Origin of the sequence: Enterococcus caccae ATCC BAA-1240 (assembly GCF_000407145.1) — a bacterium.
Classification (GTDB): domain Bacteria; phylum Bacillota; class Bacilli; order Lactobacillales; family Enterococcaceae; genus Enterococcus_L; species Enterococcus_L caccae.
The window spans coordinates 435,827-451,657 of sequence record NZ_KE136473.1; the positions used below are offsets into that span (position 1 = coordinate 435,827).

A 15,831-nucleotide genomic window follows, 5' to 3' on the forward strand; every position below is an offset into this window, starting at 1 on the left:
TGGTTTCATCAATTTAAAGGCACGAAGGAACCAAAGAAACCAAATCAACCATTCCGTACTATGTATAATTCAGATCAGCCGAAAGATAAATTGATCCGGTTTTACATCGATAAAACATTTGAAAAAGTCGGAAAAACGTATGAATTTAAAGTAACTGTTCTACAAAAAGGACAAGAATTAGAGATAGACGACCACGGAGATACAGGTGAAACAGCAACGAAAATTAAAGCCGGCGAACTAGTCAAAGGAAAAATTAATAGCTCAAGTGATATAGATGTTTTTGAAATGAACATAAAATCAGAAAAGAATCAAACGATCGTTTTAGAATCCCCAAATGGCTATGTACCCGAATGGACTGTTAAAGTAGGCTCTTTCTGGTTTGGTCCATATACGGGAGCAGAAGCTGGTATTGCCAAAGGGATGTATAGAACTACCTATTTTTCCCAAAATCCGTCAGACAACACCGTACGTTTTTATGTAGATAAACGTTTAGTTTCAGCGGGAAAAATGTATGAGTTTACAGTTCGAGTTTTAAGTGAAGGAGAATCGTTAGAAGAAGTGGACGACCACGGAGATACAGGCGAAACAGCAACGAAAATTAAAGAAGGCGAACTAGTCAAAGGAAGAATTAATAGCTTAAGTGATATAGATGTTTTTGAAATGAATATAAAATCAGAAAAGAATCAAACGATCGTTTTAGAATCCCCAAATGGGTATGTACCAGAATGGACTGTCAAATTAGGCTATTCCTGGTATGGCCCATATACGGGAGTAGAAGCTGGAATCGTCAAAGGAATGTATAGAACCACTTATTTTTCGAAAAATCCGTCAGACAACACTGTACGTTTTTATGTAGATAAACGTTTAGTTTCAGCGGGAAAAATGTATGAATTTACAGTTCGAGTTTTAAGTGAAGGAGAATCGTTAGAAGAAGTGGATGACCACGGAGATACGGGAGAAACAGCAACGAAAATTAAAGCTGGCGAACTAGTCAAAGGAAAAATCAATAGCTCAGGTGATATAGATGTTTTTGAAATGAACATAAAATCAGAAAAGAATCAAACGATCGTTTTAGAATCCCCAAATGGGTATGTACCCGAATGGACTGTTAAATTAGGCTATTCTTGGTATGGCCCATATACGGGAGCAGAAGCTGGAATCGTCAAAGGGATGTATAGAACCACTTATTTTTCGAAAAATCCGTCAGACAACACCGTACGTTTTTATGTAGATAAACGTTTAGTTTCAGCGGGAAAAATGTATGAATTTACAGTTCGAGTTTTAAGTGAAGGAGAATCGTTAGAAGAAGGGGATGACCACGGAGATACGGGAGAAACAGCAACGAAAATTAAAGAAGGCGAACTAGTCAAAGGAAAAATCAATACAGATACAGACATAGATGTTTTTGAAATGGCATTACCTGAAGGTGCAGATAAAACAGTTGTGTTGGAATCACCAAATGGACAATCTGAAAAATTCTCGATCCAAAATGGAGCAGGTACATGGTTTCATCAATTTAAAGGCACGAAGGAACCAAAGAAACCAAATCAACCATTCCGTACTATGTATAATTCAGATCAACCAAATGATAAATTAATTCGGTTTTACATCGATAAAACATTTGAAAAAGTCGGAAAAACGTATGAATTTAAAGTAACTGTTCTGCAAAAAGGACAAGAATTAGATATAAATGGTTATAAATAAAAGATGTAAACAATGAGGGAAAACAAACACTTCAATTTAAAATAATTGAATAGTGCCGTGATGAAGTTGACGTGTTCGTTAGACAAAGATAAAAAACAGGGAGAAAAATAATGGAAAGTATTAATTCTCTCTGTTTTTTATTATTCTTGAAAAGTGATATGTATTTTCAATACCTACATGGTATTTCAAAGATAGGTTATTCCTATTATTAAGATGAATTAATGACTGAAATCAATGCTCAAAAGTAAATTAGTCCACTTAAAATGCTTTCCAACAGATATCGATGTGTAACCCATGTTACTCTCTAAAACCACTTTTTTTATTTTTCCACAAGAACAAAGGAATATTTTAATGAAAAAAAGGCAGAAACATTTGTAATTTACAATAAAAGGAGTATACTCTAAATTGGAATCATTCTAAATTTAATAAAAAGAGTTTCCACACACATATTGTCTTTAGGTTTATTTTATTCTGGGTTTTGATTCATTTTGGCAGCACCAACCAACTGCGAAAATGAATAATTATGTTGAATGAAATCAGCTTATTCTTTTTGTGGAGACAGTAAAAACAAGGGGGATTATTGATGTTTGATATTGTAACATTAGCAAGATTCCAATTTGCAATGACAACCGTCTTTCATTACTTCTTCGTACCGTTTTCAATAGGATTAGCACTAGTTGTAGCAGTCATGGAAACAATGTATGTAGTGAAAAAAGATGAACGTTATCGTAAAATGGCGAAGTTTTGGGGCAACATTTTTCTATTAAGTTTTGCAGTTGGAGTTGTAACAGGAATTATTCAAGAATTCCAGTTTGGGATGAACTGGTCAGATTATTCACGCTTTGTCGGAGATATTTTTGGTGCTCCTCTAGCAATTGAGGCTTTACTTGCGTTCTTTTTAGAATCAACATTCTTAGGTTTATGGATTTTTACTTGGGACAAAGTAAATCCTAAATTACATTTAACATTTATTTGGTTGGTCGTATTTGGTTCAATGATGTCAGCGTTCTGGATTTTAGCAGCAAATAGCTTTATGCAACATCCAGTTGGTTACACGTTAAACAATGGTCGTGCAGAATTGATCGACTTTGGTGCAGTTATTGCCAATCCGAAAGTCTGGTATGAATTTACGCACGTGTTAGCGGGTGCTATTGTAATGGGTGGTATGATCGTAGCTGGTCTGGCTGCGTTCCAAATCCTGAAAAAACGTGATGTCAGCTTCCATAAAGTTTCTATGCGAATCGGATTATGGATTGGGTTATTTGGTTCTTTAGGTGTGTTGCTTGCTGGAGATTTGCAAATGAAAGCGTTGATCGAAGGTCAACCAATGAAATTTGCAGCAATGGAAGGTGCTTATGAAGATTCAGGCGATCCAGCTGCTTGGACATTGATTGCTTGGGCAGATGAAAACGAACATAAGCAAATCTTCGGTATTGAAATACCGTATGTATTAAGTATTTTGTCATACAATAGCCTTTCTGGTTCCGTTGATGGAATGGAAACAGTAAATAAAGATTTGATTGAAAAATATGGTGATAGAGATTACTTCCCACCAGTTAATACATTATTCTGGAGCTTTAGATTAATGGCTGGATTCGGCGTATTAATGTTATTAGTATCCGCTTTAGGGTTGTTCTTTACTCGTAAGAAAAAACCATCACTTTATGAAAAACGCTGGATGGTTTGGATCGTAGCGTTATGTACATTCGCACCATTCATAGCGAATACAACAGGTTGGTTGATCACTGAACTTGGTCGTTATCCATGGACTGTTTACGGTTTATTTACGATTGAAGATAGTGTGTCACCAAATGTATCTGTGGCTTCATTGTTAACATCGAATATTATTTACTTTATTTTATTTGCAGGTCTTGGTTCAGTGATGGTTTACTTAGTAACGGTTGAACTTAAAAAAGGGCCAGATTATGAAGAAAAGAAATTAGCAGAGGCAAACTCTACTGATGTAGATCCATTTGATAAGGAGGTCTTTGGCGAATGAGTACGTTACAATTACTTTGGTTTGTGCTAATTGGTATTTTATTCTCAGGCTTCTTCTTCTTAGAAGGTTTTGACTTTGGCGTGGGTATGTCGGTTCAAACATTAGCTCATGATGAAGAAGAAAAAGAACAAATCATCCAAACGATTGGACCGGTTTGGGATGGTAATGAAGTATGGTTATTAACAGCAGGGGGCGCAATGTTTGCTTCTTTCCCATACTGGTATGCTTCATTGTTTAGTGGTTTTTACTTGATTTTGTTTATTATTTTAGTTGGGTTGATCATTCGTGGGGTTTCATTTGAATTCCGTCATCGTATGCCGGATGGTAAAAGACGCAGAATGTGGAACTGGACATTATCGATCGGTAGTTTTATCGTACCATTTTTCTTTGGTGTGTTATTCATCAGCATGGTACAAGGAATGCCGCTTGATAAAGATGGGAATATGATGGCTTCTTTTACAGATTATATTAATGTGTTTTCTGTAGTTGGTGGCGTTGCTTTGGCATTATTGTGCTACCTACATGGGTTAAACTATATTACACTTAAGACAGAAGGTCCTGTGAGAGAACGTGCGCGTAACTATGCGTCATTCTTCTATTGGATTTTATATGTTGGCTTAGTTGTATTTGCAGCATTGTTGTACTTTAAAACAGATTTCTTTGATAATCATTTCGTTGTGACGTTATTATTAGTATTGGGAATCGTTGCATTAACAGTTGTTGCTAATGTGAGTGTCTTTAAGAAAAAAGAAATGTTGGCTTTTCTTGCTAGTGGCTTAACATTGATTCTTTTAGTTGTATTATTATTTAGTGGCTTATTCCCACGTGTCATGATTGGTAGTGAAGGGTACTATGACATCTTGATCAAAGACGCATCAAGTACTCCTTATACGCTAAAAACAATGACTTGGTTATCATTAACAATCTTACCATTTGTACTAGCGTATACAGGTTGGTCTTACTATGTCTTTAGAAAACGTATCAAACATCCAGCTATTGAAGCTGCGGGGTATGAAGGATGATCGATAAAGCCATCTTAAAAATGCCGAAAATCAAAAATATCATGATCTTGCTTGCAGGTTTTTCTTTCCTGCAAGCAGTATTTATTATAGGACAAGCATTTTATTTATCTAAAGCCGTTGTTGGGTTATGGGAAGGTGGTCATTTACGCGACCAGCTGTTGAATATTTTGGTGTTCTTTTTGTTTTATACTGGTAGACATGTTGTGACGTATTTACGTGAGAAAATGTTGGACCAATTTAGTTATGATCGGTCGCGTGAATTAAGAGAAGCGTTGCTGCAAAAAGTTTTTCGCTTAGGGCCAACGGTGGTTCAAAAAAATGGAACAGGAAATATGATCACAATGGCGCTTGAAGGAATCAGTCAGGCAGAAAATTATCTTCACCTGATTTTGATGAAAATCATGAATATGATGATTATTCCGTGGATCATTTTGGTTTTTGTTTTTACATTAGATGTTCGCTCTGGTGTTGTGTTACTCGTTGTCTTTCCGATGATTATCATATTTATGATTATTTTAGGATATGCGGCTCAAAGTAAAGCCGATAAACAATACAAAGCATTTCAGATTTTATCCAATCACTTTATTGATTCGTTACGAGGATTAGATACGCTAAAATTATTTGGATTAAGCAAAAAATACGCAGGCAGTATTTATAATACGAGTGAGCGCTTTAGAGAAGCAACCATGAGTACGTTGAAAATTGCGATTTTATCCACGTTTGCTTTGGACTTTTTTACAACATTATCGGTAGCGGTTGTGGCGGTGTTTTTAGGATTGAGTTTATTAGAAGGTGGGATTTTACTTTTTCCAGCTTTGACAACGTTGATTTTAGCGCCAGAGTTTTTCTTGCCTGTCCGTGATTTTGCGAGTGATTATCATGCAACATTAGATGGAAAAAATTCATTCCAAGCAATTCAAGCAGTTTTAGATTTACCCGAAATGTTTGAAACGGATCGACTTGTTTTAGAGGATTGGACAGCTTTGAGTGAATTATCAGCGGAACAATTGACGTTCCAATATGAAGAAGCAACACAGCCTGCTTTAAAAGGTTTAGAGTTTAAAGCAAAAGGATATCAAAAAGTTGGAATCATCGGTGCTAGTGGTTCAGGAAAATCAACCTTGATCAATGTATTGAGCGGATTTTTGGAACCGAACGCTGAGATGACAAAAATTAAAGTTGATAGACAAGCGATTCCGCATTTTCTACAAAATGCTTGGCAAAAGCAAGTACTCTATATTCCACAGTCTCCTTATATATTCCAAGACACTTTAGCAAATAATGTCCGTTTTTATACGCCTGAAGCGACCGATGAACAAGTGCTAGCTGCTATACAACTAGTAGGGTTAGAATCGCTTGTGGCAGATTTAACGAACGGTATAGACACAGTGATCGGTGAAAGTGGGAGAATGGTAAGTGGTGGACAAGCGCAGCGTGTGGCGCTTGCTAGAGCCTTTTTAGATCAAGAACGTCGTATTTTATTATTTGATGAACCGACTGCTCATTTAGATATTGAAACGGAAGTGGAATTGAAAGAAAGAATGTTGCCTTTAATGGAAGATCATCTTGTCTTTTTCGCGACGCATAGATTACACTGGATGGCAGAGATGGACTATATCTTGGTGATGGATAAAGGGCAACTGGTCGAAGCAGGAACACTAGCTGAATTGACCGAGAAAAATGGTTACTATGTGAAATTAGTGAAGCAAATGAGGGGGACAGAATAATGGAAAATACCCCAACAAATAAAGCATTATACCAAAAAGACAAATGGGTCAAACCGTTCTTGAAAAAGTATAAAGGGTTATTGTATTTAGCATTGATTTTAGGTTTCTTGACGTTTTTTAGTGCAGGTGCCTTAATGTTTAATTCTGGTTATTTAATTAGCCGAGCAGCGTCTCTTCCAGAAAACATCTTGATGATTTATATACCCATAGTATTAACACGTGCTTTTGGGATCAGTCGTCCAGTTTTTCGTTATATAGAGCGTTTAGTTAGTCATAATTGGGTTTTGAAAATGACGTCGGACTTACGTTTGAAGCTTTATATGGTTTTGGAAAAAGATGCGATTTTCTTTAAATCAAAATATCAAACGGGTGATATTTTAGGCTTGTTATCTGAAGATATCAATCACTTACAAAATTTGTATTTGCGTACAATTTTTCCGACTGTAATTGCTTGGTTACTCTATATATTCATCATTATTGGACTAGGCTTCTTTTCATGGTGGTTTGGTTTATGTATGTTATTGATGTTAGGTGTAGTTATTTTTCTATTGCCTTTGATCTCAGTTTTAGTAAATGGAGCCAGACAAGAGAAACAAAAAGCTTCTAAGAATGAATTATACAAAACATTGACAGACAATATTTTGGGTGTCTCTGATTGGGTCTTTAGCCAACGAGGCCAAGAGTTTGTTCATTCATATGAAAATGAAGAGGCAAAGCTACGCCAAATAGATGAACAAATCAAACGCTTCAATCGTTTTCGTGATTTTGTGCTGCAAGTTACTTTTGGGCTAATCACTGTTGCGATTTTAGCTTGGACTAGTATTCGCTTTCCTGGTAATCATGGCGGTGCAGCTAACTGGATTGCAGCCTTTACACTGACTGTTTTTCCGTTGATCGATGCTTTTGCACCACTGCCTGATGCAGCACAGGAAACAACGATTTATAAAGATTCTATCAAACGCTTGAATGATTTACCAGAATTGGAAGAAACAGCAGAAGTATTGAACGATTTCACAATCACAGATACAGAAATTAAAATCAAGGATCTTTCATTTTCATACGCAGGAACATCTAAGCATGTTTTAGAAAAATTGAATTTGACGATCCATTCAAAAGAGAAATTAGCGATTTTGGGACGCAGTGGCTCAGGGAAAAGCACATTAGCAACGTTGATCCGTGGGGATTTACGACCTGATGAAGGGACAATAACAGTAGGTGGGATTTCAACCTATGAATTTGGCGATCAAATTACAAAATCAATCGGTGTGATTCACCAAGCGCCGTATCTTTTTAGAACAACGATTTTAAATAATGTTCGAATTGGACGAGAAGAAGCATCCGAGGATGAAGTTTGGCAGGTGTTGGATCAAGTTGGGTTAAAAGAAATGATCCAAGGTTTGCCAGAAGGTCTGATGACGATGGTGGATGAAGCTGGTTTACGTTTCTCAGGTGGAGAGCGTCATCGTTTAGCTTTGGCTCGTATTTTACTTCAAGATACACCGATCGTATTATTAGATGAACCAACGACAGGATTAGATCCTATTACGGAACAGCAGTTACTGGATACGTTTTTTGAAACACTTGAAGAGAAAACAATTATTTGGATCACACATCATTTGCAGGGAGTTCATATGATGGATCGTGTGATTTTTATTGAAGATGGTCAATTGGAAATGAGTGGTTCTCCTAAAGAATTATTAGCTACAAATCACCATTACCAACAACTTTATGCAATAGATAGAGGAACAAATCAACGATGATTATGTGATGTCAATATTGCGTATTAAGTAAAATAAAAAAAGATGTGAGTGGGACATAACTCGAAGAGTTGTGTCCCACTCACATGGAATCCTGATAAATGGTGGGAGCAGAAGCAATTCCTTCGGAAATAAATACTTCTGTCCCAACCTTAAGCTTGTAAACCTTGATTTGGTTATTAGAATGATCGTTGAAGTAACAATTCAGTCAGCAACGTTAGCTGTTCTTTGCCTAAACAATCAGGTAATTTTTTAATATCAGTCAATGCTTTTTCAGTTACACGTTTTGCAAAGGCCTTTGCATCGTTAACACCGTCTAATTCATGAACTAGCTGAGAAGTTTCAATTGCTTGTTCAGCAGTGATATTCGCTTCTTTATCTAGATAAACAGCGAAGCGTTCGGGTGCTTTTTGCAGTGCAAAGATTAGAGGAAGTGTATAGACACCTTGCGCTAAATCTTCTAAAACAGGTTTTTTCAGGGTTTTCACATCAGCTGTATAATCTAAAATGTCATCGTAAACTTGAAAAGCAATGCCAATGTGTCTACCAATACGGGTAGCCAATCGTTGCACTTCAGTCGATGCAAAACCAAAGTGAGCTCCTTCTAAGCAGCTTAATGAGAACAGTTCAGCTGTTTTACCATTGACGCTCCGTAAGTAATCAAAGACTGTCATATTTTTTTTATAGCGAGTGTGCATTTGATCTAATTCACCTAAAAGTAGCCGTTTCATCGCAGAAGCATTTGTATGTAAGAATTCAGACCCGTTCATCGTGTCGGCAAGTAATTCAAAAAATTCTGTGAATAATAAATCTCCTGTATAAACAGCAATGTCTTTTCCATAGCGAGATTGAATCGTAACGCTTCCTCTGCGAAGCGGTGAGTCATCAATGATATCATCATGGATGAGCGTTGCCATATGCAGGATTTCAATCGAAGCGGCAATTTTGATCAATTGTTTGCGATCTTGTTTTTGTTCATCTCCGATTTGAGCAAATAAAAAAAAGAAAGCAGGTCGTAGTAATTTACCACCGGAACTTGTTAATTCGATCAAGGCGGCTTCAATTTCTTTGTTTCTTATTTTGACTTGGTGTTTGATCAATTCACACGTTTCATTTAATTGTTGTTGGATAATAGGAAATTCTTTCCAAAAATCATTCATAACCAATATTCCTTTCAGTAGTTCAATACTATTGATTGTATACGATGTAGGTCAAGAAACACAAGTAAATTATTCTGTGAGCATAAAACTAAATTTTATAAGGAGAGAAGAGTATAATTTGAATAGAGAAGTGTTTTTTGAAATAGTAGAACTAAAAGCAAAGACTGCCAGTGTTTTACCCTTCCTATTAGGGATGTGTTTTAGCTGGTATCATTATGGAAGTTTACATTTAGGTTATGTACTTATTTATTTTATTGCGATGTTTATTTTCAATATGGCTGTTGATATTTTAGACAACTACAATGATTACCATCATGCCAAAGAGGGACATGATTATAAAGAGAAAACCAATATTATTGGACGTGAGAATTTATCATTATCGATGATTCGTCGTTGGATCATCTGGATGATAGCTATTTCTGCGTTGATAGGTATTGGTCTTTCGATGATTGTTGGTTGGCCCTTACTCTGGATGGGGCTTTATTGTTACTTGATTGGAATCTTTTATTCGTCTGGGCCCAAACCGTTATCCAGTTTACCTTTAGGTGAAGTTTTTTCGGGTTTTACGATGGGGTTTATGATAATGTTGATTTGTGTCTATATCAATGCATTTGATTCTTTCCAATGGACAATGACTAATCTGGGTAGTATTTTTTTAGTGTCATTACCGAATACTTGTTTGATTGCTAATTTAATGTTGGCGAATAATATTTGTGATTTAGAAGAAGATGAAACAAATCATCGTTTTACCTTGGTTCACTATCTGGGGAAAAAGACATCGATTCGCCTGTTTGTCGTGCTGATCGTGATTGCTTTTGCATCGATTATTTTGAGTACTAGTTTAGGTTTAACACCGATAACGATGTTATTAACATTGTTAGTTCTACCATTTGTTTGGAAACAGACAACACTTTTTTTAAACGAACAGGTCAAAACGAAAACATTTATTTGCGCTGTAAGAATTTTAGCAGTTGGCGCACTTGCACAAGTAGTATTTTTCGCCATGGGATTGTGGCTTAAATAATAAATAAAAAGGTTAAGAGGGGATTTTAAAATGAGTAAGCACGTCGTTATTTTAGGCGCTGGCTATGCCGGTTTAAGAGCATTACATGAGTTACAAAAAGGGACTAATGACATAAAAATCACATTAGTTGATCAAAATGATTATCACTTTGAAGCAACAGATATCCACGAAGTTGCCGCAGGAATCCAAACATCAGAAAGAATCACTTACCCAATCAAAGATGTTGTAAAAACAGCTTGTACAACATTTGTACAGGGTAGAGTAGAGAAAATCGATAGTGAAAACCAACTCGTTCATTTAAAAGACCAAGAAGCCATCGCGTATGATTATTTGATCGTAGCATTAGGTTATGAATCAGAATCTTTCGGTATTCCTGGTGTAGAAGAATTTTCATTAAAAATGGTCGATATTCCAACTTCAGAAAAAGTGTACCAACATTTAACTGAGCAAATGGAAGCTTATAAAGAAACTAAAGATGAAAATTGTCTGAAAATCGTTGTTTGCGGTGCAGGTTTTACAGGGATCGAACTATTAGGTTCGTTACATGAAGGAAAGAAAAAACTAGCTGAAATCGCAGGTGTTGAACCTGAAAAAATCCAATTATACTGTGTTGAAGCGGTCACTCGTTTATTGCCAATGTTTAGTGAAAAACTTGGTAGTTATGGAATAGATCATTTGAAAAAATGGGGTGTCAATTTCTTAGTTGGCAAGCCAATCAAAGAAATTAAACAAGATACGGTTGTTTATTTAGATAATCAAGAAACCAATGAACTTAATGAGTTGAAAGCAAAAACGATTATTTGGACAACAGGTGTTAGTGGAAGTCACGTTGTTGGAGACTCTGGTTTTGCAGCAAAACGTGGCCGTGTAATGGTTCAACCAGATTTAACAGATGCCGATCATCACAATGTATACATCATTGGCGATTGCTCTGCTGTAATGGATAAAGAATCAAATCGTCCGTATCCAACAACTGCGCAAATTTCTCTAAAAATGGGTGAACATGCAGGGAAAAATATTAAAGCCCAACTAAAAGGTGAACCAACTAAAGAGTTTACCTTTAAATCATTAGGATCTGTTGCTTCAATTGGAAATAGTCATGCATTCGGTGAAGTTGGAAAGATGGAAGTAAAAGGATATCCTGCTTCTGTTATCAAGAAAATGATCATGGATCGTTCATTATTTGAAACAGGAGGCGTGAAGGAAGTTTTAGCTAAAGGACGTTTTGATTTTTACCGTTAACAGTTATAGTAGTAATAAGCGCGATGAAAGATTCCGAGTAGAGTGTTGTTTTGAAATGACAGAAAGTCAACGGATGATGGAAGTTGACCAAAGCAATGACTTGAATTACAAATCTGGAGCGAAATGATAGAGTCGGGTAAGATCCGTTAGCGTCTTTTGAGAGGAAATTATTTTTTAATTTCAATTATGGGTGGTACCGCGTATAGCTTTTGACCCGTCGCTATTCGTCCCTGACAGTCTTTTTTGATTGTCAGGGATTTTTTTGTTTTCAACAATTAATTTATAAGAAAAATGGGGAAAGTAAATGAAGAAAGAATTAAGTGTAAAAGAAGCATTAATTGTATTTTTGTCATTATTATTGATTATTAGTATTTGTGTGATTGGTGTCGGTATGAGTCCGATTTTTCCAGTCTTATGTGCATTAGGTTTACTGATTGGTTGGAGTAAGTGGCGTGGTGCTTCTTGGGATAAGATTCATGAAGGCATTATCGAAGGGGTGAAAACTGGGATCGTGCCCATGGTCATTTTTATTTTGATTGGAGCGTTGATTGCCATTTGGATTGCAAGTGGTGTCATTCCAACGATGATGTATGCAGGCTTTTCTGTTATCAGCATAAAAATATTTTTGCCTTCAGCTTTTGTTAGTTGCGCAGTTGTAGGAATTTCAATTGGAAGCGCGTTTACAACCGTTTCGACGATTGGTTTGGCTTTGATGGGAATGGGAATCTCAATGGGATTCAACGCTGCAGTTTTGGCAGGGGCTATCATTTCAGGAGCAGTTTTTGGGGATAAAATGTCGCCACTTTCTGATACAACCAATTTAGCTTCAGCTGTAGCTGGAGCAGATTTATTTAAACATATTAGAAATATGATGTGGACGACAGTTCCAGCTTTTGTTATTTCATTTATTTTATACGGAGTTATTGGCTTTCAAACAAAAATCGGACAGACTGATTTAGAAACCAAACAGTTTTTAGAAGTATTACAAGAGAATTTTGCGATTAGTTGGTGGGCAGTGTTACCTATTTTATTACTGGTTGTTTGTTCAGTCAAGCGGGTTCCAGCCATTGCGTCTTTATTACTGACAATTTTAGTTTCCAGTGTGATGTACATGATTCAAACACAAAATGTTGACTTGAAACAGTTGAGTACAATTATAGAAAATGGCTTTGTTTCAGAAACTGGGATGGAGCAAATCGATACCTTGTTGACTAGAGGTGGGATCCAAAGTATGATGTGGTCAGTTTCGTTGATTCTTTTAACATTATCATTAGGCGGCTTATTAATGAAAATGGATGTGATCACTGTTCTGATGGCACCACTTGCCCATAAATTAAAATCGACAGGGAGTTTAGTGGCTGCAACCGTGTTTAGTGGGGCATTAGCCAATTTGATGATTGGAGAACAGTATTTATCGATTATTCTTCCAGGTCGCGCATTTAAAGAGAGTTATGATAAAGCCGGACTTGCTCCGGAAGTGCTTTCTAGAGCATTAGAGGATTCAGGTACTGTTTTAAATTCACTGATACCTTGGGGCGTAAGCGGTGTGTTTATGGCGAGTACTTTACAAGTTTCCACATTGGATTATATTCCATTTAGCTTCTTTATATTACTATGTCCAGTTTTATCCATACTTTCAGGAATAACAGGGATTGGTATCCACAGACAACGGCCAAATGAAATGATCCGTTAATAGGAAAATTATTTTGAATCATTAAATTTTTAAGAGAAACAATGGGGGTACTTTTGTTCGGCTCGTTTTTTAGGTATAATGGATACTGATTGAAAAGAGGGATGTTACATGGCACAAAAACGGAAAAGTGCAAAAAAGAAAAAGACAAAGAAACAACAACAGCAGCAAGAGCATCTTAATTTCATTTTTCTCGGTATCTTTTTTATCTTCTTTGGATTATTTGGATTATTAAAATTAGGATTTCTTGGCACCTTGATCGCCAATGGTTTGCGTGTAGTTATAGGTAATACATTTCCAGTAGCAGCTATTTTACTTATGCTTTATGGACTTTCTTTGGTGATTTTTGGGAAAGACTTTCCTATCAAAAAAAGCCGACCGATTATTGGAGGAGTATTCCTCTACTTAGGTGTGTTACTTTTGCTACATGCTTTTATGTTTCGCAATGTAGGTACGCAAACACCAAATATTATAGGAACAACATGGGAGTTCCTTAGAATGGATTTAAAGGCAAGTACCGTAGCGCAAAATGTCGGTGGTGGTCTGGTCGGTGCGGGACTATATAATCTGACTTTCTTTTTAGTTGCTCAATTCGGCAGCTATTTAATTGCAGGATTGCTGATAGCAACCGGTGTCTTTTTAATGAGTATGCTCGATTTTCAGCAGGTGATGAATGGGTTACAGATCATTCGGGAAAGACTTAGTAGCTTGACGGCTAGAAGTGCAGAACGTCAAGCTGAAAGAGAAGCTAAGCGAGCAGAAAAGCGTGCAGCTAAACAGGAAGAAATCAAGAAAGAGGCTCAAAAACGTCTGAAAAATGATGTCCGAGAATTAACGCCTGGCGAAAAATTAGCGCAAGAAGCATGGGAGCAAGAAGAAAAAGAAATGCAGGAACCAGAACAGTTGACACTGGTTCCAATCGATAGTTTCCAAAATCAAGCCGAAGTGCAGCCTATACAACAAAAAGTAGCGCCAGAATCTGAAATGGATGAAGGCGGTGAGTTAGACTTTGAGATTTCGGAGGAAGCAGAAGATCGTGATTACGAGTTGCCGCCGTCAACCTTATTAGATTCGATTCCATCTGCTGATCAAAGTGGGGAATATCAAAAAATCGAAAAAAATATTGGTGTGTTGGAACAAACGTTTAAAAGTTTTGGTGTTGATGCTAAAGTCGTCAAAGCAAGTCTGGGTCCTGCTGTTACGAAATTTGAAATTCAGCCAGCGGTAGGTGTAAAAGTGAGTAAGGTCGTTAGTTTAACGGATGATATTGCGTTAGCACTTGCTGCAAAAGATGTCCGAATGGAAGCACCGATTCCTGGTAAATCATTAATTGGAATTGAAGTACCAAATAGCACGGTAAGTACGGTTTCATTCAGAGATATTATTGAAGCCCAACCAAGCCATCCTGATAAATTATTGGAAGTACCGTTGGGACGAGATATTTCTGGTATGGTTCAATCAGCTGATTTAGCCAAAATGCCTCACTTACTGATTGCTGGATCAACTGGTAGTGGTAAATCCGTTGCAATCAATGGCATTATTTCAAGTATCTTGATGAGGGCAAAACCGCATGAAGTAAAGCTAATGATGATCGATCCGAAAATGGTGGAATTGAATGTTTATAATGGTATTCCTCATTTATTGACGCCAGTCGTTACAAATCCACGTAAAGCTGCCCAAGCTTTACAAAAAGTCGTACAAGAGATGGAATTCCGTTATGAAAAATTTGCAGCAACAGGCGTTCGAAATATTTCTGGCTACAATGAGTTAGTGATTCAAAAGAATTTAGAGGACGGCGAAAATCGTCCGATTTTACCATTTATTGTCGTAATTGTAGATGAGTTAGCCGACTTGATGATGGTTGCAAGTAATGAAGTAGAAGACGCGATTATTCGTTTAGCACAAATGGCTCGTGCAGCTGGAATTCATATGATTTTAGCAACACAACGTCCGAGTGTGGATGTTATCACAGGAATCATTAAAGCAAATGTTCCTTCCCGTATGGCTTTTGCTGTTTCAAGCGGAACTGATTCGCGGACGATTATCGATAGTAATGGGGCTGAGAAGCTTTTGGGTCGAGGAGATATGTTGTTCTTACCAATGGGAGAAAATAAACCGATTCGTGTGCAAGGGGCCTTTATTTCTGATCATGAAGTTGAACGAATCGTATCGTTTGTTACGGAGCAGCAAGAAGCGGATTACCAAGAAAGTATGATGCCAACAGAAGAAGATACAATGGGCAATAGCAGTGAAGCGTCGCAAGATGAATTGTATGAAGAAGCCAAAGCATTAGTTGTAGAGATGCAGACTGCAAGTATCTCTTTACTACAAAGACGGTTTAGAATTGGTTATAATCGTGCAGCACGCTTAGTAGATGAATTAGAAGCACATGGTGTGATTGGACCATCGGAAGGGAGTAAACCAAGAAAAGTCTTTCTTGAACCACTACCTGATGATGTAACGATGGATCATGGGGATGAATAGGAAATCAGCTTGAAACAAAGGA

10 protein-coding genes and 1 other annotated feature are annotated in these 15,831 nt (G+C 36.9%); of the genes, 9 read left to right on the forward strand and 1 reads right to left on the reverse strand.

Annotated elements, in window-relative coordinates:
- The 5 genes from I580_RS17065 to cydC all read left to right on the forward strand — a co-directional run.
- Window positions 1-1,704 (forward strand): hypothetical protein (locus I580_RS17065; RefSeq protein WP_016249797.1); only part of this gene is annotated, 1,704 nt, incomplete at its 5' end.
- A 583-nt stretch (window positions 1,705-2,287) separates the two neighbouring features.
- On the forward strand, window positions 2,288-3,703 hold the full coding sequence (locus I580_RS07585) for a cytochrome ubiquinol oxidase subunit I (protein ID WP_010771371.1): 1,416 nt from the start codon (window positions 2,288-2,290) through the stop codon (window positions 3,701-3,703).
- Window positions 3,700-4,725, forward strand: coding sequence for a cytochrome d ubiquinol oxidase subunit II (cydB, locus tag I580_RS07590; RefSeq protein WP_010771372.1), 1,026 nt, complete (start codon window positions 3,700-3,702; stop codon window positions 4,723-4,725). The genes I580_RS07585 and cydB overlap by 4 nt, the downstream gene beginning before the upstream one ends.
- Window positions 4,722-6,452, forward strand: coding sequence for a thiol reductant ABC exporter subunit CydD (gene cydD, locus I580_RS07595; protein WP_010771373.1), 1,731 nt, complete (start codon window positions 4,722-4,724; stop codon window positions 6,450-6,452). The genes cydB and cydD overlap by 4 nt, the downstream gene beginning before the upstream one ends.
- Window positions 6,452-8,212, forward strand: a complete 1,761-nt coding sequence (gene cydC, locus I580_RS07600) for a thiol reductant ABC exporter subunit CydC (RefSeq protein ID WP_010771374.1) — start codon at window positions 6,452-6,454, stop codon at window positions 8,210-8,212. The genes cydD and cydC overlap by 1 nt, the downstream gene beginning before the upstream one ends.
- Before the next feature lie 176 nt (window positions 8,213-8,388).
- On the opposite strand, the gene I580_RS07605 is transcribed toward cydC, so the two are convergent.
- On the reverse strand, window positions 8,389-9,369 hold the full coding sequence (locus I580_RS07605) for a polyprenyl synthetase family protein (RefSeq protein WP_010771375.1): 981 nt from the start codon (window positions 9,367-9,369) through the stop codon (window positions 8,389-8,391).
- 118 nt (window positions 9,370-9,487) lie between these two features.
- Between I580_RS07605 and I580_RS07610 the strand changes: the two genes are divergently transcribed.
- The 4 genes from I580_RS07610 to I580_RS07625 all read left to right on the forward strand — a co-directional run bounded on the left by I580_RS07610 (window position 9,488) and on the right by I580_RS07625 (window position 15,809).
- The gene (locus I580_RS07610; RefSeq protein ID WP_034860177.1) at window positions 9,488-10,393 is read left to right on the forward strand and encodes a prenyltransferase; all 906 of its coding nucleotides are present in this window, start codon (window positions 9,488-9,490) and stop codon (window positions 10,391-10,393) included.
- 30 nt (window positions 10,394-10,423) lie between these two features.
- Window positions 10,424-11,635, forward strand: coding sequence for an NAD(P)/FAD-dependent oxidoreductase (locus I580_RS07615; RefSeq protein WP_010771377.1), 1,212 nt, complete (start codon window positions 10,424-10,426; stop codon window positions 11,633-11,635).
- A 14-nt stretch (window positions 11,636-11,649) separates the two neighbouring features.
- Window positions 11,650-11,870: a binding site (T-box leader), on the forward strand.
- A gap of 69 nt (window positions 11,871-11,939) precedes the next feature.
- Complete coding sequence (gene nhaC, locus I580_RS07620) at window positions 11,940-13,328, forward strand: Na+/H+ antiporter NhaC (RefSeq protein WP_010771378.1); 1,389 nt, start codon at window positions 11,940-11,942, stop codon at window positions 13,326-13,328.
- Window positions 13,329-13,436: 108 nt separating this feature from the next.
- Window positions 13,437-15,809 (forward strand): DNA translocase FtsK, encoded by a 2,373-nt coding sequence (locus I580_RS07625; RefSeq protein WP_010771379.1) that lies wholly within the window; start codon window positions 13,437-13,439, stop codon window positions 15,807-15,809.
- Window positions 15,810-15,831 lie beyond the last annotated feature (22 nt).

Coding starts and splice junctions, on each gene's coding strand:
- cydD (WP_010771373.1), top strand. CDS start 4,722: ATGATCGATAAAGCCATCTTAAAAATGCCGAAAATCAAAAATATCATG.
- I580_RS07625 (WP_010771379.1), top strand. CDS start 13,437: ATGGCACAAAAACGGAAAAGTGCAAAAAAGAAAAAGACAAAGAAACAA.
- I580_RS07615 (WP_010771377.1), top strand. CDS start 10,424: ATGAGTAAGCACGTCGTTATTTTAGGCGCTGGCTATGCCGGTTTAAGA.
- I580_RS07605 (WP_010771375.1), bottom strand. CDS start 9,369: ATGAATGATTTTTGGAAAGAATTTCCTATTATCCAACAACAATTAAAT.
- cydC (WP_010771374.1), top strand. CDS start 6,452: ATGGAAAATACCCCAACAAATAAAGCATTATACCAAAAAGACAAATGG.
- nhaC (WP_010771378.1), top strand. CDS start 11,940: ATGAAGAAAGAATTAAGTGTAAAAGAAGCATTAATTGTATTTTTGTCA.
- I580_RS07585 (WP_010771371.1), top strand. CDS start 2,288: ATGTTTGATATTGTAACATTAGCAAGATTCCAATTTGCAATGACAACC.
- cydB (WP_010771372.1), top strand. CDS start 3,700: ATGAGTACGTTACAATTACTTTGGTTTGTGCTAATTGGTATTTTATTC.